General features: G+C 70.9%; 21 protein-coding genes. 6 read left to right on the plus strand and 15 right to left on the minus strand.

Annotated elements, in window-relative coordinates; genetic code table 11:
* Window positions 1-24 precede the first annotated feature (24 nt).
* Both VT50_RS33705 and VT50_RS33710 read left to right on the plus strand, forming a co-directional pair.
* Window positions 25-1,887, plus strand: a complete 1,863-nt coding sequence (locus tag VT50_RS33705; RefSeq protein WP_046084768.1) for a glycoside hydrolase family 76 protein — start codon at window positions 25-27, stop codon at window positions 1,885-1,887.
* 61 nt (window positions 1,888-1,948) lie between these two features.
* Window positions 1,949-3,394 carry a family 43 glycosylhydrolase gene (locus VT50_RS33710; protein WP_046084769.1) on the plus strand — a complete coding sequence of 482 codons (1,446 nt, stop codon included), beginning with the start codon at window positions 1,949-1,951 and terminating at the stop codon, window positions 3,392-3,394.
* A 91-nt stretch (window positions 3,395-3,485) separates the two neighbouring features.
* On the opposite strand, the gene melA is transcribed toward VT50_RS33710, so the two are convergent.
* Genes melA through VT50_RS33735 form a run of 5 tightly spaced genes read right to left on the minus strand, consistent with a single transcriptional unit; the run spans window position 3,486 to window position 8,965 of the window.
* Window positions 3,486-4,796, minus strand: coding sequence for an alpha-glucosidase/alpha-galactosidase (melA, locus tag VT50_RS33715; protein ID WP_046084770.1), 1,311 nt, complete (start codon window positions 4,794-4,796; stop codon window positions 3,486-3,488).
* The gene (locus VT50_RS33720) at window positions 4,793-5,749 is read right to left on the minus strand and encodes a carbohydrate kinase family protein (RefSeq protein WP_046084771.1); all 957 of its coding nucleotides are present in this window, start codon (window positions 5,747-5,749) and stop codon (window positions 4,793-4,795) included. The genes melA and VT50_RS33720 overlap by 4 nt, the downstream gene beginning before the upstream one ends.
* Window positions 5,750-5,789: 40 nt before the next feature.
* A complete protein-coding gene (locus VT50_RS33725) occupies window positions 5,790-6,632 on the minus strand; it encodes a carbohydrate ABC transporter permease (protein ID WP_046084772.1) in 843 nt (280 codons plus the stop codon).
* Window positions 6,629-7,603 (minus strand): carbohydrate ABC transporter permease, encoded by a 975-nt coding sequence (locus VT50_RS33730; RefSeq protein WP_046084773.1) that lies wholly within the window; start codon window positions 7,601-7,603, stop codon window positions 6,629-6,631. Before VT50_RS33730 ends, VT50_RS33725 begins: the two co-directional genes overlap by 4 nt.
* A 9-nt stretch (window positions 7,604-7,612) precedes the next feature.
* Window positions 7,613-8,965, minus strand: a complete 1,353-nt coding sequence (locus VT50_RS33735) for an ABC transporter substrate-binding protein (protein WP_046084774.1) — start codon at window positions 8,963-8,965, stop codon at window positions 7,613-7,615.
* Window positions 8,966-8,978: 13 nt separating this feature from the next.
* On the opposite strand from VT50_RS33735, the gene VT50_RS41090 reads away from it, so the two are divergent.
* On the plus strand, window positions 8,979-9,113 hold the full coding sequence (locus VT50_RS41090) for a hypothetical protein (RefSeq protein WP_276207357.1): 135 nt from the start codon (window positions 8,979-8,981) through the stop codon (window positions 9,111-9,113).
* A gap of 183 nt (window positions 9,114-9,296) precedes the next feature.
* Here VT50_RS41090 and VT50_RS33740 read toward each other — a convergent pair whose 3' ends face one another.
* From VT50_RS33740 to VT50_RS33750, 3 genes are read right to left on the minus strand one after another with little or no spacing between them, the layout of a single operon-like run.
* On the minus strand, window positions 9,297-9,950 hold the full coding sequence (locus tag VT50_RS33740) for a DUF742 domain-containing protein (RefSeq protein WP_075200274.1): 654 nt from the start codon (window positions 9,948-9,950) through the stop codon (window positions 9,297-9,299).
* Between the two features lie 16 nt (window positions 9,951-9,966).
* Complete coding sequence (locus VT50_RS33745; protein ID WP_046084776.1) at window positions 9,967-10,416, minus strand: roadblock/LC7 domain-containing protein; 450 nt, start codon at window positions 10,414-10,416, stop codon at window positions 9,967-9,969.
* A gap of 30 nt (window positions 10,417-10,446) precedes the next feature.
* Window positions 10,447-13,332: a sensor histidine kinase gene (locus tag VT50_RS33750; RefSeq protein WP_046084777.1), complete on the minus strand. Its 2,886-nt coding sequence runs from the start codon at window positions 13,330-13,332 to the stop codon at window positions 10,447-10,449.
* 803 nt (window positions 13,333-14,135) lie between these two features.
* On the opposite strand from VT50_RS33750, the gene VT50_RS33760 reads away from it, so the two are divergent.
* Window positions 14,136-14,531, plus strand: a complete 396-nt coding sequence (locus tag VT50_RS33760) for a DUF485 domain-containing protein (RefSeq protein WP_053048450.1) — start codon at window positions 14,136-14,138, stop codon at window positions 14,529-14,531.
* The gene (locus VT50_RS33765) at window positions 14,528-16,123 is read left to right on the plus strand and encodes a solute symporter family protein (protein WP_046084779.1); all 1,596 of its coding nucleotides are present in this window, start codon (window positions 14,528-14,530) and stop codon (window positions 16,121-16,123) included. The genes VT50_RS33760 and VT50_RS33765 overlap by 4 nt, the downstream gene beginning before the upstream one ends.
* A 30-nt stretch (window positions 16,124-16,153) precedes the next feature.
* Here VT50_RS33765 and VT50_RS33770 read toward each other — a convergent pair whose 3' ends face one another.
* The 7 genes from VT50_RS33770 to VT50_RS33800 form a co-directional block, all read right to left on the minus strand.
* Window positions 16,154-16,678 (minus strand): hypothetical protein, encoded by a 525-nt coding sequence (locus VT50_RS33770; protein WP_046084780.1) that lies wholly within the window; start codon window positions 16,676-16,678, stop codon window positions 16,154-16,156.
* Window positions 16,662-17,153, minus strand: coding sequence for an RNA polymerase sigma factor (locus VT50_RS33775; RefSeq protein WP_046084781.1), 492 nt, complete (start codon window positions 17,151-17,153; stop codon window positions 16,662-16,664). The genes VT50_RS33770 and VT50_RS33775 overlap by 17 nt, the downstream gene beginning before the upstream one ends.
* 103 nt (window positions 17,154-17,256) lie before the next feature.
* Window positions 17,257-17,865 (minus strand): class F sortase, encoded by a 609-nt coding sequence (locus VT50_RS33780; RefSeq protein ID WP_046084782.1) that lies wholly within the window; start codon window positions 17,863-17,865, stop codon window positions 17,257-17,259.
* Entirely contained in the window at window positions 17,862-18,269 is a 408-nt protein-coding gene (locus VT50_RS33785) for a hypothetical protein (RefSeq protein ID WP_046084783.1), read from the minus strand. Before VT50_RS33785 ends, VT50_RS33780 begins: the two co-directional genes overlap by 4 nt.
* Before the next feature lie 197 nt (window positions 18,270-18,466).
* Window positions 18,467-20,680: a catalase/peroxidase HPI gene (katG, locus tag VT50_RS33790; protein ID WP_046084784.1), complete on the minus strand. Its 2,214-nt coding sequence runs from the start codon at window positions 20,678-20,680 to the stop codon at window positions 18,467-18,469.
* Between the two features lie 35 nt (window positions 20,681-20,715).
* Window positions 20,716-21,153: a Fur family transcriptional regulator gene (locus VT50_RS33795; protein WP_046084785.1), complete on the minus strand. Its 438-nt coding sequence runs from the start codon at window positions 21,151-21,153 to the stop codon at window positions 20,716-20,718.
* A 143-nt stretch (window positions 21,154-21,296) separates the two neighbouring features.
* On the minus strand, window positions 21,297-21,869 hold the full coding sequence (locus VT50_RS33800; RefSeq protein ID WP_046084786.1) for a TetR/AcrR family transcriptional regulator: 573 nt from the start codon (window positions 21,867-21,869) through the stop codon (window positions 21,297-21,299).
* A 141-nt stretch (window positions 21,870-22,010) separates the two neighbouring features.
* Here VT50_RS33800 and VT50_RS33805 point away from each other — a divergent pair, with 141 nt between their 5' ends.
* On the plus strand, window positions 22,011-22,748 hold the full coding sequence (locus tag VT50_RS33805) for an SDR family oxidoreductase (protein WP_046084787.1): 738 nt from the start codon (window positions 22,011-22,013) through the stop codon (window positions 22,746-22,748).
* The last annotated feature ends 153 nt before the right edge of the window (window positions 22,749-22,901 follow it).

Consider the following 22,901-nt stretch of genomic DNA (forward strand, 5'->3'; position numbering starts at 1 on the left):
CCCCCATGGAAAGGCGGGTACGTCATGTCAGCGCGGCTCCACCGGGTCCTCCACGGACTCCCGACCCTGGCCATCGCCCTTGTCATCGCCCTGGCCGGTCTGGTCGCCCTCCCCACGCCGTCCCGTGCCGCCACCCCGGTCTGCGCGCTGGCGTGCGACACCCTCGACCCCTCGAAGGCACAGCGCGAGACCTTCCCCGTACCGAATGTGGACCTCAACGGCCGGATCCTGAAGGTGCATGTGTCCGACCCCGACTCCATGGCCTGGGCCAGCCTCGACAACGGGGTGGCGGGCGACGCGGTCTGGCTCGACCGGACCTGGGACCGGGGCGCCACCTGGGAGGGCCTGCTCGGCAGGGCGAGCATCCCCGGCACCTGGACCGGCACCCGCACCCTGATGTACAACCTCACCGATCCGGTGGGGCACCGGCGTGGCTGGATCCGCGCCTGCGCCGACGCCGCCGGTGTCACCTGCACCGACTGGGTCTACCCCACGGTGTGCGACGGCGCGTCCTGCGACGGCGCCGACCCCGCCACCGCGGCGGGCGACGACCGCCCGGTGCCCTCCACCACCCTGTTCGGGCGCACCGTCAGCCTCCATGTGGACCAGAAGAACGGGATGGCGTGGGGCGTCGTGGAAGGCGGCGGCGCGGGCGACGAGATCTGGCTCGACCGCTCCTGGGACAGCGGCGCCAGCTGGCCCGAGGGCTCCTCCCTCGGCCGTACGGGCGTGGCGTCGGGCACGGCCTCGGCACGGACGGCCATGTTCGCCACCCGGGATCCGCGCGGGCTGATGTTCGGCGGCGCCGTCCGGGCGTGCGGCCGTGCGGCGAGCCACCAGGAGGGCAGCTGCACGGCCTGGGCCAGGCCCGCGCCGAGCCGGGCGCACGCCGCCGCCGACGCGCTGATGGCGTCGTACCACACCTACGAGGGCTGGTGGCGCAGCAGTTGGTGGAACTCGGCCGTCGCCGTCACCTCGCTCATCGACTTCGCCCAGCGCACCGGGCGGCACGACTACGACTGGGTCATCGCCCGCACCTTCGAGCAGAACCGCGGCACCTTCGCCCCGGGCGAGCGCAGCTCCGACGCGGTGGAGGGCCACTTCATCAGCCGTGCCATCGACGACGCGGCCTGGTGGGGCGTGGCCTGGCTGGCCGCGTACGACCACACCCATGAGCGGCGCTATCTGGACGAGGCGGTCACCATCGCCAGTTACGTCCACGAGTACTGGGACACCGGCAGCTGCGGCGGCGGTGTGTGGTGGGACCGGGAGCGCACCTACAAGAACGCCGTGACCAACGGGCTGTATCTGTGGCTGACCACAGCGCTGCACCGGACGATCCCCGGCGACAGCGTGTGGGGCGACCGGGCGGCCACGGCCGCGACCTGGTATCTGGACAGCGGGCTAATCAACGGATCGGGCCTGGTCAACGACGGGCTGACCGCCGACTGCCGCAACAACTCCCAGACCGTGTGGAGTTACAACCAGGGCCTCGCCATCGGCGCCTTCACCCAGCTGTGGCGGTCCACCGGCGACGCGAAGTACCTGGACACCGCCCGGCGCCTGGGAGACGCCGCCACCACCTCGGCGGCGCTGACCCGCGACGGCGTGCTGACCGAGTCCTGTGACACCGGCGGCAATGCCTGCGACGACAACCAGAAGCAGTTCAAGGGCGTCTTCATGCGCCACTTCGCCGACCTCGCGGACGCCACCGGATCCGCCGCCTACCGGGCGTACATCACCGAGCAGGCCGACTCGATCTGGGCCACCGACCGCGACCCGCTCAACCGGCTCGGCCAGCGCTGGGCGGGCACCACCCCCAACCAGGTGGACTGGCGCACCCAGGCCAGTGCCCTCGGCGCGCTGACGGCCGCGGACGGCCTGTGATCCCCCTCCTCCACAAACCACCCCCCATGAGCCGTACTCGCATCGACGCAAGGAAGCGCCCATGAGCCCTCGCACCGCCCGCCGCCGCGCGGCGCTGCTCACCGCCCTGCTCGCCGTCCTGTGGGGCCTGGTCTCCGCTCCGCCCGCCGCCACGGCGGCCCCGCGCGCCGCCGCCGCGGGCACCTTCCGCAACCCCCTCAACACCGGCCCGGACCCGTTCATGACCACCTGGAACGGGACCTACTACCTGACCACCACGCAGGGCGACCGCATTCGGATGTGGCGCTCCACCTCCCTGGGCACCCTGCTCGACGCCGATCCCATCACCGTGTGGACGGACACCGACGGCTCCCGCAACCAGCACATCTGGGCACCGGAGTTCTACCGCTTCGGCGACCGCTGGTACCTCTACTACACCGCCGACGACGGGGTCGACGACCACCACAGGCTCTATGTGCTGGAGTCGGACCGTGACGACCCGGCCGGTCCGTACCACTTCAAGTCCCGGCTCACGCCGCCCAACCACGCCGCCGACTTCGCCATCGACCCCGGCGTCCTGGAGCACAACGGGCGGCTGTACCTCGCCTACTCGGGCATCAACCAGTACCAGCACAACGGCCTCAACATCGCCCCGATGTCCAACCCGTACACCGTCTCGGGCGACGCGGTCGCCATCAACGCGGCGGGCGGCTGCCCGGAGGTCCGCGAGGGCCCCGAATTCCTCTACCGCAACGGCCGCACCTGGATGACCTACTCCACCTGCGACACCGGCAAGCCGGACTACCAGGTCTGGATGATGTCCCTGCCGTCCACCGCCGACCCGCTCGTGCCCGGCAACTGGACCCAGCACTCCGGCGCGGTGTTCTCCCGCGCCGATGACCAGGGCGTCTACGGCCCCGGCCACCACGCGTTCTTCCGCTCGCCCGACGGCACCGAGGACTGGATCGTCTACCACGCCAAGACCACGTCCGTGAACACCTACACCGATCGCACCACCCGCGCCCAGAAGATCACCTGGAACGCCGATGGGAGCCCCAACCCGGGCCGTCCGCTCGCCATGGGCGCCACCCAGGACCTGCCGTCCGGCGACCCGGGGGCGGGCACGTACTGGATCAATGACGACGGCCGGTCCAGCGGCGGGGGAACCGTGTCGTACACCGGCACCTGGAACTCGGGGACCGGCTGCGCCGCCCAGTGCTTCTGGAGCGATGACCACTGGAGCGACCAGGCGGGCAACACCGCCACCTTCTCCTTCACCGGCACCCGGATCGCCCTGCTGTCGGTCCGCGACACCGGCAACGGCATCGCCGCCCTCAGCATCGACGGCGGCCCCGAGCAACGCGTGGACTTCTACGGTGCGCTCCGCACCGGCGAGACACTGCAGTACCTCAGCCCACGGCTCGCCTCCGGCCCGCACACCCTGCGCCTCCGGGTGACCGGCGAGCACAACGCCCAGTCGGGCGCCTCGTTCGTGAGCGTGGACCGCGCCGAGGTCTACACCCGCTGACGTCCGGCACTTCCGCGGCCCCCGCCCGATGGCGGGGGCCGCCCGTGTGGTCAGCCGCTTGGCGCCGCTTGGCACACTATTCTTCGTATGGTCAGATGGCGAGGGTCGCGCGCAGCGCGGGTTGCAGCCGCTCGCCGTGCGCGCGCACCATCTCGTCGCACAGCTCCCAGATCTGCTCGAGGCGCAGCGCGGCGGCGGTCGCCGGGTCGGTCATGGCCGCGTGCCGGATGTGGCGTGGCTCGTCCTCCAGGGCGGCGCGCACCACGAGGTCGTTCATGCTGAGGTAGGTGCGGTTGAGCGCGGCGAGCTGCGGGGGCAGCGCACCGGCGCGGGTCGGCTGGACACCGGACCGGTCGACCAGACACGGCACTTCGACCACGCCGTGGGCCGGAAGGTTCTCGATGAGCCCGTGGTTGGGCACATTGCCGTAGACGGTCCTGGGGGTGCCCGTCACCATGGAGTGGATGATCTGCGGGGCGTACTCCATGGTCCCCTCGACGTCGATCTGGGCGCCGGCCGCGAGGGCGTCGCGGGTCCTTTCGTACGCGGCCACGTTCTCGTCCACGACGCAGAGGTACGCGCCGACGGGCAGCCGCAGCCGTTCGATCTCGCCGTCGTGGTGCAGATACCAGGGCACGTATTCGGAGGAGTGCTCGCTGGTCTCGGTCGGGTAGTAGCCCAGCCGCCGGTACATGTCGACGCGGGCCCGCCGTCGCAGTTGCCCGTTCTCCGCGATCAGCGCGTCCAGCCGCGGGTAGAGATCGGTGCCGTCGCGCTCCAGGCGGAGCACCCACGCCTGGTGGTTGACCCCGGCGGCGCGGTAGGTGACCTCGGCGAAGGGGACCTTCAGCAGGTCGCACAGGTCGTGGATGGTCCAGTGCACCGAGTGGCACAGGCCGACCACCCTGGTCAGCCCGGTGGCCGCCACCAGGTACTGCACGTTCATGGCCATCGGGTTGGTGTAGTTGAGCAGCCATGCCCCGGGGCATACGGCGGCGATGTCCTCGCCCAGCGCCCTGAGGAACGGGAAGGTGCGCAGGGCGCGGAAGATGCCGCCGACGCCGAGGGTGTCGCCGATGGTCTGCCGCACACCGTGGCGCGCCGGGATCTCGAAGTCGATGCGGGTGGCCTCCCCCATGCCGATCTGGACGAGGTTGATGACGAAGTCGGCGCCGTCCAGCGCCTCGCGCCGGTCGGCGTGTGCGGTGATGTGCGCGGCGGCACCCCGCCGCTCGGCGATGTACCGCGCGGCGGCCTCGGCGGTGGCCAGGCGTTCCGGGTCGATGTCGTGCAGGGCGATCCGTGCGGACTTCAGCTCCGGGAAGGCGAAGAGGTCCGCGAGCAGGCCCTGGGTGAAGACGACGCTTCCCGCGCCGACCAGCACGATCTTGGGATGGCTCATGACCGGATGTCTCCGTTGGCGGTGAGGTGGGTGAGGGCTTCGTCCCAGGTGGGCTGGGCGGTGGTGCCGCCCGCCGCGCGGGTGGACAGCGCACCACAGGCGGCGGCGAGGTCCAGCGCCTCGGCGATCGGGCGGCCCGTCAGCCGTCCGGCGAGGAAGCCCGCGTTGAAGCTGTCGCCCGCGCCGACGGCGTCCTGGGGTGTGACACGGATCCCGGCGGTGGTGAGCAGGGTGCGGCCGTCGTGGCACAGGGCGCCGTCCGCCCCGTTCTTGACCGCCACCAGCGGGACCTGCCGCGCCAGGAGTTCGGCGGCCGCCGCGACGGATGTGCCGTCGGTCCCGGCCAGCCGGTGGGCCTCGGCGGCGTTGGGCAGCAGGAGGTCGGTCCGGGCGAGGACGGGCGCCAGCGATGCCCGGTCCCACCGGCCCGAGGGGTCGTCGTTGGTGTCCAGCGAGGTGGTGGCGCCCGCCGCGCGGGCGGTGTCGAAGAGGTCCGGCAGATCGGCGGCGAGCCCCGGCATCAGGAAGTAGGACGCGGCGTGGAGGTGCCGGGCCGAGGTCAGCAGGTGGGGCGGGATGTCGCGGCCCGAGGTGGTGGCGAGGGTGCCCGGCGCGGTGAGGATGGCCCGGTCGTCCCCGCGGGTCACGATGACCGTGAGCGGTGTCGGCAGGCCGCTGTCCAGCTGCAGTCCGCTGACGTCGACGCCGTGCGCCGCGAGCCGGTCGCGGGTGTAGTGTCCGGCGCCGTCGTCCCCGACGCGTCCGGCGAAGGCCACGCGCAGTCCCAGCCGGGCGGCGCCGCACGCGGTGATCGCGGCGGATCCGCCGGGGGTGAGCGCGCCGCCGTCGACGAGCTGTTCGCGCTGGCCGAAGGCGAGCGGGGGGTCGAGCGGTCCGACGATGACGTCCGGGTTGGCGTCCCCGATGACGAGCAGGTCGAAGGTGGGTGGCATACGGGTTCCTGGAGGGTGAGGGAGCGGCTGGCGGTGCCGGTCAGCCCTTGAGACCGGTGGAGGTGATCGACCGGACGAAGGTCTTCTGGGCGGCGAGGAAGGCGAGTAGTACCGGCAGGACGGTGATGACGTTCCCCGCCATCACCGCCGACCACTGGGTGTGGTGCTGTCCCCGGAAGGTGGTCAGGCCCAGCTGGAGGGTGTAGTTGGCGTCGTGGTTCAGCGCGATGAGCGGCCACGACAGGTCGTTCCAGGTGGTGAGGAAGGTCAGGACGGCGACCGTGCTCAGCGCCGGGCGGGACAGCGGCACGACGATCTGGAACAGCACCCGCAGCCGCGAACACCCGTCGATCCAGGCGGCCTCCTCCAGCTCCCTGGGCAGGGAGAGGAAGAACTGCCGCAGCAGGAACACCGCGAACGGCGTCACCAGCGACGGCACGATCAGCGCACCCAGGGTGTCGACGAGCCCCAGCTTCCGCATCACCAGGAAGGTCGGGATCATCGTCAGCTGGAACGGGATGGCCATGGTGGCCAGCATCAGCACCAGCAGCACCCGGGAACCGCCGAACCGCATCCGGGCGAAGGCGTATCCGCCCAGCGTCCCCAGCAGCAGATTGGACACCACCGCCACGGCCGAGACGATCAGGGAGTTGGCGAACCAGCGCGGGAACATCGCGTTGCCGAGCACGAAGCGGTAGCCGCCCAGGTGGATCCCCGAGGGCCAGAGCGCGGGCGGGAAGCGGTTGATCTCCGCGTCGCTCATCACCGAGCTGAGCCCCAGCCAGATCAGCGGTACGGCGAAGAGCAGCGCGAGTGGCGCGAGCAGCAGATGCCACGGGTTGAACGGCAGCCGCACGCCGCGCCGCCGGGACGGGTCCGTCATGACGTGGCTCCCTCGATACGGCGGTCACCGCGGCGCCGGACCAGCCGCAGCGCGGCGGCGGCCACGAGCAGGGCGACGCCGAGGACGTACGCCGCGGCGGCCCCGTAACCGGCGGTGAAGTTGCGGAACGCCTGCTCCCAGACGAAGTAGACGATCACGGTGGTGGATCCGAGCGGACCGCCCTTCGTCGTCACGTACACCAGGTCGAAGACCTGCAGGGCGCTGATCGTCTGCCAGAGCAGCAGGAACACGCTGACCGGCGCGATGGTGGGCAGGGTGACATGGCGCAGCACGTGACGGCGTCCCGCGCCGTCCAGGGTGGCGGCCTCGGTGAGTTCGCGTGGCACGTCCTGGAGGGCCGCGAGGTAGATGACGACGCAGAAGCCGGTGCCGCTCCACAGCGAGATACCCACCAGGACCAGCAGCGCCTGGCCCGGATCGGACAGAAATCCCTGCGGGGAGACTCCGAGGTGGTGCAGCAGCGAGTTGGCCGCGCCGAACTCCGGGTCGAGGATGAAGGAGAACAGCACGCCCTGGGCGGCGGCCGAGACCACGAACGGCACGAAGAGCAGGGTGCGGTACAGACCGGCGAACCGGATGCGGCGGTCGAGGACCAGCGCGAGCACCAGCCCCAGGCCGATGCTCAGCGGTACGTACAGCGCGGTGTACTCCAGGGTGTTGCGCACGGCCTGGGCGAACTGCGGATCGTCGGCCAGCTGGCGGTAGTTGTCCCAGCCCACCCAGACGCTCGGCGTGAGGAGGTCGCTGTACTGGAACGACAGCAGCAGGGACCACAGCACGGGGACGACGCTCAGGCCCAGGATGACCAGGACGGAGGGGAGGACGAACACCCAGGCGGTCGCGGCCTCCCGGCGGCCTGCGCGGCGCGCGGGACGGGCCGGTGCGCGGGGCGCCGCAGGGGCCGGTGTGCGGGGCGCCGGACGGGTGATGGGGGTGGGCAGACGGGACACGGGGGCTCCTCAACGCACCTTGGCCATGGCCGCGTTGGCCTCGTCGGCGCACCGCCGCAGGGCCTTCGCCGGTGTGCTCCTGCCGAGCAGGACGGCGGTGATGGCCTCGCCGAACGGCATGGAGATCTTGGGATAGGCCCGGTCGACGGGGCGTACCCTGGCGGTCTCCAGCACCTCGGTGAACACCTGCAGACCGGGCACCCCGGCCGCGTACGCCCGCCACCGCGGACGGCGCTCGGCCGGGCGGCTCTGCGGCAGGCTGCCCGCCTGGGTGTCCCACCGGTACGCCTGTCCGGGCTCCATGAGCCAGCCGACGAACGTACGGGCGGCCTTCAGCCGCGCGGAGCCGTTGTCGAACACGCTCCAGGTGTCGGGCCCCGAGATGGTCACCGACCGTCCGCCGCGGAAGCCCGGCAGGGGTACGACCTGATAGTCGATCTTCGCCTGGCGGATGTCGGGCAGCTGCCAGGGGCCGGTGGCGACCATGCCCAGCCGTCCGGCGGCGAACGCCTGGTACATCTGCTCGCCACCGGGTTTGGGATCGACGTAGACGCTGCTGTCCCCGGCGAGTGCCGCCAGCACCTCGAGGGACCGGACCCCGGGTTCGCCCGCGAATCCGACCTCCCGCTTGCCCTCGGCGATGACCTCGCCGCCCAGGTCCCAGACCATGGGCCACATCCGCCACACCGTGTCCTCGTCACCCGCGGCGGGCCAGCCGGTGCCGAACGCGCCCCGGCCGCGGTCGGTCAGCTTCCTGGCCGTCTCGGTGAAGTCCCGCCATGTCCAGCCGGGTTCCGGCAGCTCAAGGCCCGCCCGGCGGAAGAGGGCCTTATTGCACACCACGGCCAGCGAGTCCAGCACCGCGGGCACCGCACGGACCACACCGTCGACCGTGACGCCCTCCCGGGCGGCGGGCCAGTACTGCTTCCAGGGCACCTGCCCGGACTCCACGACGCTCGTCAGATCCGCCAGCTGGGGGCTTCTGGCGACGCTGGCCAGGTCGGAGCCGAAGACATAGGCCACATCGGGCGGGGATCCGGCGACGAGACCGGTCATCACCTTCTGCAGCATGTCGTCCGCCAGCACACCGCCGCTCAGGTCGATCCGTATCGCCGGGTGACCACGGTGGAAGTCGGCCACGAGCCGCTTGACCGTCCGCAGGGCGGTGCTGGTCTGCCCGTGCCACACCTCGATGTGGACGACTCCATGGGAATCCACCCCCAGGCCCGTTCCGCACCCCGCCACGGCGGCACCCGTGGCGCCCATGGCACCGGTGAGCGCCATCGCCCCGCCGCGCAGGACCCCACGCCGGGACGGACCGCCGCGCACGGGGGGAGGGATACGCGAACGGTTCAGGCTCATCGCTGAGAGCTCCATGATCCGAGGGCACGGCCCCGCCTCGGTCATCGACAGCGACCTGGCGACTCGGGCCGGACTCGCGGCGGAGCCGCATACCGGCTGGGCGTACCTCTGCCGCCGAGGATTCGACATCGGCGGTGCCAGGGAGTAAACCGATCGGACCGAATCACGTCAAGAGCGTGAAACTGCTCAGTGTTGGCTTTGAACGCGCATAAGCAATCAGCGGGTGAGGGCTTGTTGGCGGGCGTTCGGCACGGAAGGGGGCATATCACCGCGCGGGATCTGTCGGTTCCGGCGCGGCGAAGCCGCAGCGCACTGCACCGGCCCGAAGCCGCTAGATCCGCCGAAGACCCACCAGCACGCGCTCCATCAGGGCGACGTCCGGCGGCTCGCCCTCCGCGGAGGCCGTCCCGTGGACGGCGATCAGGCCCTGCTCGGCCATGTCGCCGAGCAGGACCTTGGCCACCCCCAGCGGCACCGGGAGCATGGCCGCCACCTCGGCCACCGACCGCGGCTCCTGGCAGAGCGCGATCACCGGGCGGTGGTCCGCCTGCGAGGTGTCCATCGAGCCGTGACCCAGCTCGGTGGTGGACACCAGGGTCTCGACTTCGAAGTGATGGTCGGACCTGGTCCGACCGCCCGTCCAGGAGTAGGCGCGCACCAGCGAGGCCGGGCCCTGGCCGCCGTCGTACTCCGGAGCCTCCCAGACGCCCGTCCGCTCCGGCTCCGACGCCCCCCGCGGGAAGGGTCCCCCCGGCTCCCCAGTCTCCCCGGTCCCCCCAGGCTCCCCGGATTCCTCCGGCCGGGTGTCCCCGCCCCGGCGGCGGGACCTGGCGCCCTCGGGCGCCCCGTCGGACCGCGGTGGCTTCCGCCCGCGTCGCCCCTTGCCGAGGCTGAAGGCGTTGAGCACATCGGCGAAGGTCTGTTCGTCCCCCGTCCCCTGTTCTCTCCCAGGTCCCCGCCCGGAAGGGCCTTCACCGGTGCTCATCATCTCCCCGTCCGGCCTATTGGGCTGCTGTCCGCTGTGCGGTCCGAAGGTTCAATTGCTGCAGCTCGGCGCGGAGTTCCGGGGTCAGCATCTCGCCGGCCTGGTCGACCAGTACCGTCATCTCGTACGCCACCTGACCGATCTCGCAGTCCGGCGCCGCCAGCACGACGAGGCACGAGCCGTCCTTGATCGACATCAGGAGCATGTTCCCGAGCTCCATCTGGATCACCGAGGACCGCACATCACCGGTGTCCAGGCACTCGGCAGCGCCCTGGATCAGGCTGATGGCCCCGGCGGCTATGGTGGCGACCTGCTCGGCCCGATCGGCCGCCAGCCCTTCCGACGCGGTGAGCAACAGCCCGTCGGCCGAAACCACCACGGCGCACGCCACGTTGGGCACGCGCTCGGTGAAGTTGGTGACCAGCCATCCGAACTGGCTCACCTCCCGCAGCTGGGGTGAGGTCATGGGTTCTTCCTGTCCATCTTCGCTGGGGTCTTATGTCTCATCGCGTCCGCCGGGCTGAGGAGCCCGCCGGATGCCCGACTGGTAATTGCTGAGGAACGAATGGGTACGCCCCGCGTCCCGCCGCGCGGCGGCCTCGTCCGCGGCGGCGCGCCGCGCGGGCCGCTCTCCGGTGGCGCGCGGCCCGTCCCGGTCCGCCGCCTGGCCCTGGCGCGGCACCCGCCGGGGCAGCCCGGCCTGGGTGACGCCGCCCGCCTCCGCGGCACCGGGCCGTTCATGGACGATCTGGCCGGGCTCGTCGGCGGGGTCCGGACGGTCCTCTTCGGGGGGTCCGGACGAAGTGGGTTCGGACCGCCGGGAGGCGGCGGACGCCGGAGGGTCCGCGAGCTGACGGCCGTCGGGCGGCTCCTCGCCGTGGGAGGCCGCCGGTGCCGTCTCGGGCGAGACGAACCAGGGCGAGGGGGTGCCGTTGGCCGGGGTGCCCTCGCCGACCCGTGGACCCTCACCGACCGATGGGCCCTCGCCGACCCGTGGCCCCTCGGCGACCGGTGGCCCCTCGGCGACCGGTGGACCCTCGCCGGCCGATTCGCCGACCGGGTTGGGGTGGCCCGGCCCGGCGGGGTGACCTGGCCTGGCCGGGTGGCCGGGCTTGGCGGGGGTCCGGCGCGGCAGTCCGCCGGTCTGCTGGGGATCCGTGAACGCCCGCGAGGACCCGGGGCGCGTGGGCAGCGAGCGGCCCGTGTGCCCGGACGCGGCCGGAGCGTCACCGGCGCGCGGCGAGCGGGCGCCGTCGGGCGCACGGCGCGGCAGGGGTGCCGCCGGGGCGGCGCCGAGCTCACGGTGCGCCCGCGCCGGCTCGGACGTACTGGATGTCCTGGACGTACTGGGGGTCCTGGCAGTGGTCTTCCGGACCGGCAGCGAGCTCTCCCGGCCCGCGATGGCGGGCTTGTCACCGAGCATCAGCCTGGCCGGTACCAGCACACCCGCACGCAGTCCGCCACCGGTGTGCCGCTCCGAGGCCAGCTCCACGGTGACGCCGTGGCGACGGGCCAGCCGACCGACGACGGTCAGCCCCAGCTGCCGGGACGTCGGCACCTCCACGGACGCGTCCCCCGCCACGCGCCGATGGGCCCTGGCCAATTCGGCGCCACCCATTCCGAACCCCTCGTCGCGGACCTCGATCAGCGCGGAGCCGTCCAGCCGCAGGGTATTGCTGACGGTCACCTGGGACTGCGGCGGGGAGAACGCGGTGGCGTTGTCCAGCAGCTCGGCGATCATTCGCGCCAGGTCACCGGCGGCGTATCCGATCACCTCGGCGGTGGGTACGGGCTCCACCACCACCCGCTGGTAGTGCTCGATCTCGGAGACCGCGGCGCGCACCACGCTGTCCAGCCGCACCCGCTGTTCTGAGGGGCGGACCGGGGTGCTGCCGCACAGGACCATCAGGTTCTCGTTGTTCCGGCGCATCCGGGTCGCAAGGTGGTCCAGCTTGAAGAGGCTGGCCAGTTGGTCCGGGTCCTCTTCGTGCGATTCCAGCTCCTCCATCAGGCGCAGCAGCCGGTCCACCAGGCTCTGGCTGCGCCGGGAGAGGTTGACCAGGGTGTCGCGCAGGTCGCCGCGGAGCGCGGCCTGTTCGGCGGCCAGCCGTACGGCCTGGCCGTGCACCGCGTCGAACGCCCTCGCGAGCTGCCCGAACTCCTCGGTGGTGTGCACCGGTACGGCGCTGATCGCGGTGCTGGACGCCTCGCCCTCGCGGATGCTGGACACCGCCTCCGGGAGCCTGCGCTCGGCCACGTCGAGCGCGGTGGAGCGCAGCACGGTCAGCGACCGCAGCAGATGCCGGGCGATGCCGATGCCGATGGCGAAGGCGAGCAGGAGCACCGCGAAGAGCAGCACGGACTCGGCACCGGCCCGGTCGCTGGTCTCGTCCTGGAGCTTGGCGGAGGTCGCCCGGAGCCGGTCGGCGAGCCGCTGCTCCACCGCGTTGATGAGGCTTCCGGTCGCCTCCGAACTGCGGTGCCAGCTGTGGTGGGAGAACGGCGTGGCCCCGGCGGCGTTCCGCCCGGCGTTCGGCGAACCCGCCCGGGACAGCACGGAGTCCAGCAGCTTGGTCCGCCGGTCGACCTCGGGGCCGGTGACCGTGCGGTCATAGGCGCTCTGGTCCCCCGCGGCGGCCACGGCGCGGAAGTCGCTCAGCTTGTCCCGCATGCGGATGTCGGACTCCTGGAGCGCCCTGATGAGCCTGGGGTCCTCCAGGGTGCCGGGCTCGGGCGCCACCATGACGATCACATGCTGGAGGTGCACCTGCTCCTGGACCATCTCCAGGTCGTACAGCGCGCTGGCCGGTCCCGACAGCTGGGCGTCACCGAACCTGCTGCCCAGCGCCTGGTCCAGATCGAGCAGACCGTTGATGATCTTGCTGTATTCGGTCACCGCGGTCCATGAGCCGAGGTCCCCGGACGTCACCCGGTCGCGCAGACCGGGCAGTTTGTCCAGGAGCTTGGAGGCGTCGCGGTAGCGGTTGGCCGAAACCCCCGTCAGTCCCTGGGTCCGCCGTGTGATACGGGTGACGGCGGCCCGAGCGCGGTCCACGCGCTGGGTCTGCTGGCGGAGCACGGCCGGATCGGCGGACCTGCCGTCGCCCAGCCGCTCGGCCGAGAGGGTGCGCTCCCCCTGCAGATCTCCGATCAACGGCCGTAGCCCACCGCGCAGTTTGACCAGCCGCTGCACATCCGCGTACGTATTGGCGCGCGCGACATCGCGCTGGATCTGCACGACGCCCAGGACCACGGCGAGCAGCGCGGGCACCACCAGAACGGCGCCGAGCTTCACCGGCAGCCGCCAGTTGCGCCACTCCGTCACGCCGGCCCACCACGACGGCGAGCGGTCGCGCGCGGCCGCGTGCCTGCCCGGGGTCATGAGGCGCGCTCCGCACTCGAACCGGCTTGCCCACCGGGATGTATCACGATGCCGCTGCCTTTGCGGGGGAATCCGCCGTGGTCGCGTTCGACGAGGAACCGTCTGCGCCAGTCACCGGATTTCGGCGGATCACCGGGGCGGCCTTCTCCAGGATCCCCATACCAGCAGTAACGTTCATGCTCAGCACGACCCGGAGCGGCCAAAACTGCGGGGTCCAGCCGTTCCCGAGAAGTCTAGGGAATTTCCCAGGAGTATCTTAAAGACGCTCCAGGCGTACGCCCGGCCGACGGAGAAGTGGATCGCAGGGGCCGCCGGAGGAATCAGCCAACGATTCCGGCCCGCGCCTGCGACGATGCGAGAGCGGTCGAGGAAACCCACAGATCAACCCACCTCCGGCTTCTTGAGAAAACCCCCGCGGACTGCATTCCTTGGCCTATCCAAACACGTCGGGGGAGGAAGTGGCGAGCAGAGGGCTCCTGTCATATGCCAATGACAGACCCGCTGCCCAGCGGCGTGCTCACCGCACTCACGCCCGCACCCCATGGACCTTCCACTGGTTGTACCAGTGGCGACACTTGGGACACAACGGCGGGTACCGAAATGTCCCCAAGGCGCAACCCTGAGCACCCAGCCCCCACCTGACAGGGGCCCACCTGCGCCGGTCAGGGGCGGGTGCCACGTTGACTGCGTCCGGCGCCTAACTACACTTGCGGCGTCAAGGGCCCGCCGGTTGCCCTCCCCTGACGCCCCAGCACGGGCGCCCCCGAACCGACGGTTTCGTCAGAAAAACCCCGGAGAAAACCATGAATAAATCGGTGCGACCGCCCGCCCCATTGCCAGCAGAGCGGGCCACCGGACCGGGGTTCACCGACCGCGGTGACGATATCGGGGAGCCCGACTTCGAGGCGATCCAGCAGAGCCCGGAGTTCAAACTCCTGCGCAAGAGACTGCTCTGGTTCATCTTCCCGATGAGCGCGTTCTTCCTGTGCTGGTACATGACCTTCGTTCTCTTCTCGGCCTATGACCACGACTTCATGAGCCGCAAGCTGTTCGGCGCGGTCAACACCGGCACCGTTTTCGGTCTGCTGCAGTTCGTGACGACCATGGCGATCGTCCTGACGTACCGGCGCTTCGCGCACAAGAAACTTGACCCCCAGGTGGACACAGTCCACAAGCTGGCGGGAGTCGGCAAGGAATGACCGTGCAGATCGCAGCCCGCACGACCGGCAGCCCGATGATCAACCTGAGCGTCTTCTTCGCTTTCGTCGTCATCACGCTGTTCGTCGTCTACAAGGCCACCAACAGAAATTCGACCACGTCCGACTACTACGCCGCGGGCAGCGCCTTCAGCGGCGTCCAGAACGGCATCGCGCTCTCCGGCGACTTCCTCTCCGCGGCCTCCTTCCTCGGCATCTCGGGGGCGATCGCCGTCCACGGCTACGACGGGTTCCTCTACTCCGTGGGGTGGCTGGTGGCCTGGCTGGTCGCGCTGCTGCTCGTCGGTGAACGGCTGCGCAACACCGGGCGGTTCACGGTCGGCGATGTGATGGCCTTCCGGATGAGGCAGCGCCCGGTGCGCGCGGCGGCGGCCAACGCCACCCTGGTGATCACGTTCTTCTATATGCTCGCCCAGATGGCCGGTGCGGGCGGGCTGATCGCCCTGCTGCTCAATGTGCACAGCAAGGGCGGGCAGGCCCTCATCATCACCGGCGTCGGGCTCGTGATGGTCTTCTACGTCCTGGTGGGCGGCATGAAGGGCACCACCTGGGTGCAGATCATCAAGGCGGGCCTGCTGCTGATCTGTGTGACCTTCATGAGCGTGTTCCTGCTCGGCAAGTTCGGGTTCAGCCTCTCGGCCATCCTCGACCAGGCGGCACAGAACAGCCCGCTGGGCGGCGAACTGCTCAACCCGGGCGGCTGGTACGGCAACAACGCGATGGACCAGCTCGACTTCGTCTCGCTCTCCCTGGCCCTGGTCCTCGGCATCTCCAGCCTGCCGCACGTGCTGATGCGCTTCTACACCGTGCCGGACGCCAAGGAGGCCCGGCGCTCGGTGGTGTGGTGCTCCTGGTCGATGTTCATCTTCTATCTGTCGATCCTGCTCGTCGGCTACGGCGCCACCGCGCTGGTCGGCTCGGACAAGATCGTGAACGCGCCCGGCGGCGAGAACTCCGCGGCTCCCCTGCTCGCGTTCGAGATCGGCGGTGCGATGCTCCTGGGCATCGTCTCCGCGGTGGCCTTCGCGACGATCCTGGCGGTGGTGGCCGGGCTGACCCTGGCCGCCTCGGCCTCGTTCGCCCACGATGTGTACGCCAATGTGATCCGCGGCGGAAAGGCCGATCCGCGGTCCGAGATCCGGGTCGCCCGGCTGACGGCGCTCGTGATCGGCTTCCTGGCCATCCTCGGCGGCATCCTCACCAACGGCCAGAACGTCGCGTTCCTGGTCTCGCTGGCCCTGGCGCTCGCCGCGTCCGCCAATCTGCCCACGATCCTCTACACGCTGTTCTGGAAGCGCTTCAACACCACCGGCACGCTGTGGAGCATCTACGGCGGTCTGGTGTCCGGGCTGGTGCTCATCGTCTTCTCCCCGGCCATCTCGGGCAGCTCCACGTCGGTCATCAAGGGCGTGGACTTCCACTGGTTCCCGCTCACCAACCCCGGACTGGTGTCCATTCCGCTCTCCTTCCTCTGCGGCTTCCTCGGCACGGTCTTCAGCAAGGAGCCCGCGGATCCCAAGAAGCAGGCGGAGATGGAAGTGCGGTCGCTGACCGGCATCGGTTCGCAGGCGTAGCAGGACGGAGGCGGCCCGCTCGGGGCCGCCTTACGGCCGACGCGTGTTCCCGGGGGTCGGAACGCGGTCCCCGCGCTCCGACGGCACGGCCCGCGTCGGGGAGTCGGGGGCCGCCGAGCGTCCGCGGACGGGGGCCTTCGCACCGTCCTGGGGGCGCACGGTCTGGCGGGGCCCGCGGGTGCGGCGCTGACCGGACGACTCGGACGGCGTCGACGGCCTGGGGGACACCGAAGGACCGGTGGGCGCCGACGGAAGCGGGGGCGCCGTACGGCCGGTCGTGGGCGGCGGGGCGAGCGGGACCGTCGGGCGCGCGGGCGGCTCGGGCGACGCGGAGCGGAGCGGCAGCGCGATCAGGACGGCCACGGCGCAGGACACCCCGACCCCGGCCGCGGTGCGCAGCAGCCTGCGGCGGGCCGCGGTGCGGCGGACCGCCTCGTACCGGCCGGGGGGCGGGCCGAGGTAGTCGGAGGGGGGCCGCAGGATCACCGCGAGGGGGTCGTCGGGCTCCCGCTCGGGGCCGATGTGCTCCGGGCCGTCGTCACAGCGTGGGGTCAAGGCTTCTCCTCAGGTGGACGCGGAGCAGTTCCCGGGCCGCGTGGAGGTCGGCCTTGACGGTTCCTTCCTTGCGCCCGGTCAGTACGGACACCTCCCGGATCGGCATGTCAGCGTAGTAGTGCAGCAGGATCGGGACGCGCAGCCGTTCCGGCAGCGACTGCACGAGCAGGCGCACCGACGGGTCGGACGGTTCGGTGTGGGGGCGTACGGCGGCTTCCGTGGTGGCACGGCGCATGGCCCTGCGCTCGCGCTCCACCTTGCGCCAGTGGTCCCGGACGAGATTGGCCGCGGTGACGTAGAGGAAGCCACGGGGCTCCTCAACGGACGTCCAGCGGGCCCAGAGCCGGGTGAACGCCTCGGAGGCGATCTCATGCGCCGTCTCGTCGTCGTCGACGAGACGGCGGCACCAGCCGGCCAGGCGCGGGTAGAGGGCGGCGAACAGCTCGGACGCCGCCCTGTCACGGGACCGTTTCAACACACTCCATGGTCGGGACGGCACTCGGCCGTGAGGGCACTTCGGAGGGGAGGATCCCGGGCCGCCGCCGTGGGTTCCACGGGCCCGGGACCCTTTCGGTGGGTCAGGGGGCGGCGGACGTCAGCGCGGCGAAGACGATCACGTTGTCGAGGTAGCCGTCGCCGGAGCGGGGGCCGCCACAGGTGATCAGCCGCAGCTCCGGGCGGTTCACGTTCCCGTAGACCCGGTCCGCCGGGAAGTCCGCCTTGGCGACGGTCCGTACGGCACTGATATCGAACCGTGCCGCCGTGCCGTTCTCCAGGCGCGCCTCGACCCGGTCACCCCGGCGCAGCCGCGCCAAGTGGCGGAAGACCCCGTCACCGTAGCCGCCGACCGTGACATGGCCGAGGATGACGGACGGGCCGAGCTGCCCCGGTGTCGGCGAGTGCCGGTACCAGCCCGCGCGGTCGTGTGCCGTGACCGGCGGCACCGCCACGCTCCCGTCCGGCGCCAGCCCCAGCCGGATGACCGGGGTGTCAACGCCGATGGCCGGGATCCGCAGCCCGACCGGGACCGAACGCCCCAGGGGGCGCGCCGGCTTCACGGGGGTCGGCGGTGGCCTCCTTCCGGAGGGCCGTGCGGCCGTGGTCTGCCGGGCCTGGTGGCCGCCGCAGCCCGCGAGCAGCGAGGCCACCGCCGCGGTGGCGAAGGCGCGCCTGGAGAACGGGGTCATGCCCCGGTCGCCCGGCGGCGGCGTACGACGAGGACCGCCGCGCCGCCCGCGGCGAGCACCGCGGCGGCGCCCCCGCCGATCAGCGCGCCCTCGTCCCCGGAAGACCCGGAGGACCCGGAGGACCCGGAGGACCCGGCGGACTCGGCGGTCACTCCGGTGTTCGGCGCGCCCTTCGGCACGACGGCGACCTGGCCGCGGTCGCGCTTCTGGGCCGGTTCCTCCCTCGGGGCCGGGACGGCGGAGGCGGGCGTACGGGTCGGCCGCTCGCTCGGGACCGGGCTGGCGGAGGCCGCGGGAGTGCGGCGGGGGGCGGGGGTGGTCGCGTCGTCGGCGAACGCGGGGGCGGTGGCCGCCAGTACGGCGGTGCACGCGAGTGTCATCGCGCTGAGGACAGTGCGGCGCATGTGTCGCTCTCTTTCGTCGGTCCGCCCGGCCACGGGCAATGCGGCGGGGCTGGGTTACGGATCGAGCGGAGAGACGAGGCAGCGGCGGGACGCGTTGTAAAGAGATGGCAAAGCGTGTGGGTCGGCCCGGTGGGGGCCCGAACGCCGTCCAGGCCGGTCCGTGCGGACCGGCCTGGACGGTGTGTGCTCGGAGCGGATCAGACGAGGTCGAACCGGTCCAGGTTCATGACCTTGACCCACGCCGCGACGAAGTCGTGCACGAACTTCTCCTTGGCGTCGTCGCTCGCGTAGACCTCCGCGAGGGCGCGCAGCTCGGAGTTGGAGCCGAAGACGAGGTCGGCACGGGTGCCGGTCCACTTGACCGCGCCCGAGGCGTCACGGCCCTCGAACGTGGTCTGGTCCTCGGACGTGGACTTCCAGGTCGTGCCCAGGTCGAGCAGGTTGACGAAGAAGTCGTTGGTGAGCTTGCCCGGGGTCTCGGTGAGGACGCCGTGCTTGGACCCGTTGTGGTTCGCGCCCAGCACCCGCAACCCGCCGACCAGGACGGTCGTCTCGGGGGCGCTCAGGGTGAGCAGGTTCGCCCGGTCCAGCAGCAGGTACTCGGCCGGGAGGCGGTTGCCCTTGCCGACGTAGTTGCGGAACCCGTCGTAGGTCGGCTCCAGCGCGGCGAACGACTCGGCGTCGGTGTGCTCGTCGCCCGCGTCGACACGGCCCGGGGCGAAGGCCACCTCGACGTCGACACCAGCGTCCTTGGCGGCCTTCTCCACGGCGGCGGAGCCACCGAGGACGATCAGGTCGGCCAGGGAGACCTTCTTGGCGCCGGAGTTGAACTCGCCCTGGACGGACTCCAGGGTGTGCAGGACCTGCGCGAGCTCGTCCGGGTTGTTGACCTCCCAGCCGCGCTGGGGCTCCAGGCGGATCCGGGCGCCGTTGGCGCCACCGCGCTTGTCGCTGCCGCGGAAGGATGCGGCGGACGCCCATGCGGCGCCGACCAGCTGGGAGACGGTCAGTCCGGAGTCGAGGATCTTGGCCTTGAGCGCCGTGACATCGGCGGCGTCGATGGGCTCGCCCCCGGCCTCGGGCAGCGGGTCCTGCCACAGCAGGGTCTCCTCCGGGACCTCCGGGCCGAGGTATAGCGACTTCGGGCCCATGTCGCGGTGGGTCAGCTTGTACCAGGCACGGGCGAAGGCGTCCGCGAACTCCTGCGGGTTCTCGTAGAACCGGCGGGAGATCGGCTCGTAGATCGGGTCGAACTTCAGCGAGAGGTCCGTGGTGAGCATCGTCGGACGCTGCTTCTTGTCCGGGTCGAAGGCGTTCGGAACGATCTCCGGGGCGTCCTTGGCCACCCACTGGTTGGCCCCGGCCGGGCTCTTGGTGAGCTCGTACTCGTACTCGAAGAGGTTCTTGAAGAACCCGTTGCTCCACTGGGTGGGGGTGGCCGTCCAGGTGACCTCGAGGCCACTGGTGATGGCGTCCTTGCCCGCGCCCGTGCCGTGGCTGCTCTTCCAGCCGAGGCCCAGCTGCTCCATCGGGGCGGCCTCCGGGTCCGGGCCGACGGCGTCCGCGGGGCCCGCGCCGTGGGTCTTGCCGAAGGTGTGGCCACCGGCGATGAGGGCGACGGTCTCCTCGTCGTTCATCGCCATCCGGCGGAAGGTCTCGCGGATGTCGCGGGCCGCGGCGATCGGGTCCGGGTTGCCGTTGGGGCCCTCCGGGTTGACGTAGATCAGGCCCATCTGGACCGCGCCGAGCGGGTTCTCCAGCTCGCGGTCGCCGGTGTAGCGCTCATCGCCGAGCCAGGTGGTCTCCGGGCCCCAGTAGACGTCCTCCTCGGCCTCCCAGACGTCGGCGCGGCCACCACCGAAGCCGAAGGTCGTAAAGCCCATCGTCTCCAGGGCGACATTGCCGGTGAGGACCATGAGGTCGGCCCAGGAGATGCTCTGGCCGTACTTCTTCTTGACCGGCCACAGCAGCCGGCGGGCCTTGTCGAGGCTGGCGTTGTCCGGCCAGCTGTTGAGCGGGGCGAAGCGCTGCTGACCGGCACCGGCGCCGCCGCGGCCGTCGCTGATGCGGTAGGTGCCGGCGCTGTGCCAGGCCATGCGGATCATCAGCGGGCCGTAGTTGCCGAAGTCGGCGGGCCACCAGTCCTGCGAGGTGGTCAGCACCTCGGCGATGTCCCGCTTCACCGCCGCGAGGTCGAGGGCCTGGAACGCCTCCGCGTAGTCGAACTCCTCACCCAGCGGGTTCGTCACCGGGGGGTTCTTGGCGAGGATCTTCAGGTTGAGCCGGTCCGGCCACCACTGACGGTTCCCGCCGCCCTGCGTGGGGTGGGGAGCGCGCCCGTGCGCGACCGGGCAGCCCCCCGCTTCCTCTGTTTTCGGGTCTACGACGATTGCCTCATGGTTCTCGGACATGGAAAATCCTTCCACGCTAGGGCGGATCATGGTGCTCAGGAACTGGTGGCGGTGGAACAGTCGGGGCACTGGCCCCAGTAGATGACCTCGGCCTCGTCGACGGAGAAGCCGTGGTCATCGGACGCGGTCAGGCAGGGTGCCTCACCGGCGGCGCAGTCGACGTCGGCGACGGCACCACATGTCCGGCAGACGACGTGGTGGTGGTTGTCCCCGACGCGTCCTTCGAACCGGGCGGGGTTGCCCGCCGGCTCGATGCGGCGTACGAGGCCCACCGCGGTCAGTGCGTGCAGGCCCTCGTACACAGCCTGGAGGGAGATGTGGCCGACGCGGTCGCGCACCCCGGAGGCGATCGCCTCGACCCCGAGGTGATCACCGTCCCGGACGGTCTCCAGCAAGGCGACCCGGGCGGCCGTCACCCGCAGGCCGGCACCGCGCAGCTCCTCGGCAGTGGTCGGAGTCTGGGATGCGGTCATGGCGCAGAACCTACCCGCACTAACGCGAACGCTACAAGGAAACTAGCCGTTAAAGTCTAGCGCCGCGGAGAAATTTTGCCCGCGTTTGGCCCGATTTCCTGACCGTCGGCGCCAGCCCGGCAGGGGTCGGAGGCGCGAGGTCTTCAGGCACGGATCTTGAGGCCGTCCAGGATGAGGTCGAGCAGGCGCTCTGCCTGCTGTCGGTGTTCCGCGCCCGCCGATGTGAGGGCGATGCCCTCCAGCGCGGCGCTGATGTCGGTCGGGGGGATATCGCTTCGGATCTTCCCGGCTGCCGCGCAGGCGTCCATGAGGGTGGCGACGGCTGTCTGGATCATCTCCCTGCTGCGGCCGTAGGGGTTGCTTCCCGTTGCGGCGATGGCGCGCAAGGCGTCGATCATGCCGTATTTCGTGGTGACGTAGTCCAGGAACAGACGCGTCCACGAGCGCAGGGCCTCGTCCGGCGGCCGCTGTGCCAGCAGGGAAGAGACGGAATCGCAGAGCTGGGCCACCTCGTTGCGGTAGACGGCCTCGACCAGAGCCTCCCGGGTGGGGAAGTTGCGGTACAGAGTCGCACTGCCCACGCCCGCCTCCTTGGCGATTCGGTCCATCTGCGCGTTCAGGCCCTCCGCGGTGAACACGCGTGCGGCAGCGGTGAGGATCTTGTCCCTGTTGCGCTGTGCGTCGGCGCGCAACGGGCGGTGCACCTCGTCGACCATCCTTTTCGACTTCCCTTCCCGGGTGCCCCGACTTGCTAAGTGGGGACGTCTCCGATTACCTTTCGAATAAGTGGGGATGACCCCGTTTTCACTCTAGGTCACGCGATGACCTGGGCACACCTCTCGGGAGGGAACTTGATCATGTCGACCATCCAGGGCAAGGTCATCGCGATCACGGGTGCCAGCAGCGGCATCGGCGAGGCGACCGCGAGCTTCCTCGCCGAAAAGGGAGCCCGGCTCGTGCTCGGGGCCCGGCGCGGGGACCGGCTGAGCACTGTGGTGGACGGCATCACGGCCAAGGGCGGAACCGCCACCGGCGTCGTCGTCGACGTCACTCGCCGCGAAGACCTCCGCCGCCTCACCGATACCGCCATCGAGCGGTACGGCCGCCTGGACGTTCTCGTCTCCAACGCGGGCACCATGGCCGTCTCCCCGTTCGACGAACTGCGGCAGGACGACTGGGACAGCATGGTCTCCACGCACATCACCGGTCTGCTCAACGGCATCGGGGCGGCCCTCCCCGTCTTCCGGCGGCAGGGCTCCGGCCACTTCGTCAATGTCAGCTCCACCGCGGCCTATGTCGTCAAATCCCCCCAAGCCGTCTACGCGGCCACCAAGGCGGCGGTGAACGTGATCTCCGAGGGCCTGCGCCAGGAATCGGGTCCCGATTTGAGCGTGACGGTCATTTCGCCCGGCTTCACCCACACCGAGGGTGTCGGCAAGGGAGCCACTCCCGAGGTATCCGCAGCACTGACTCAGATGCGCGACGAGATCGCGATGCCGCCCTCCGCCATCGCCTCCGCCATCGGCTACGCGATCGAGCAGCCCGCCGGCGTCGACGTCAACGAGATCGTCGTCCGGCCCACCGCGCAAGCCTGACAACGCCACTGAACGCCAGGACCGCCCTGCGAGTACGGGAGCGGCGTTGAGGTCAAGCCGCGCAATGACCCTCTATCAGGGAGAACAGCCGGATTTTCCAGTGCACCGCATACATCGGAAACTGCCGTTAATCGGACGGTTTTCGCAAAGGGC

The organism is Streptomyces antioxidans, assembly GCF_000968685.2.
In the GTDB taxonomy this organism is placed as follows: Bacteria; Actinomycetota; Actinomycetes; order Streptomycetales; family Streptomycetaceae; genus Streptomyces; species Streptomyces antioxidans.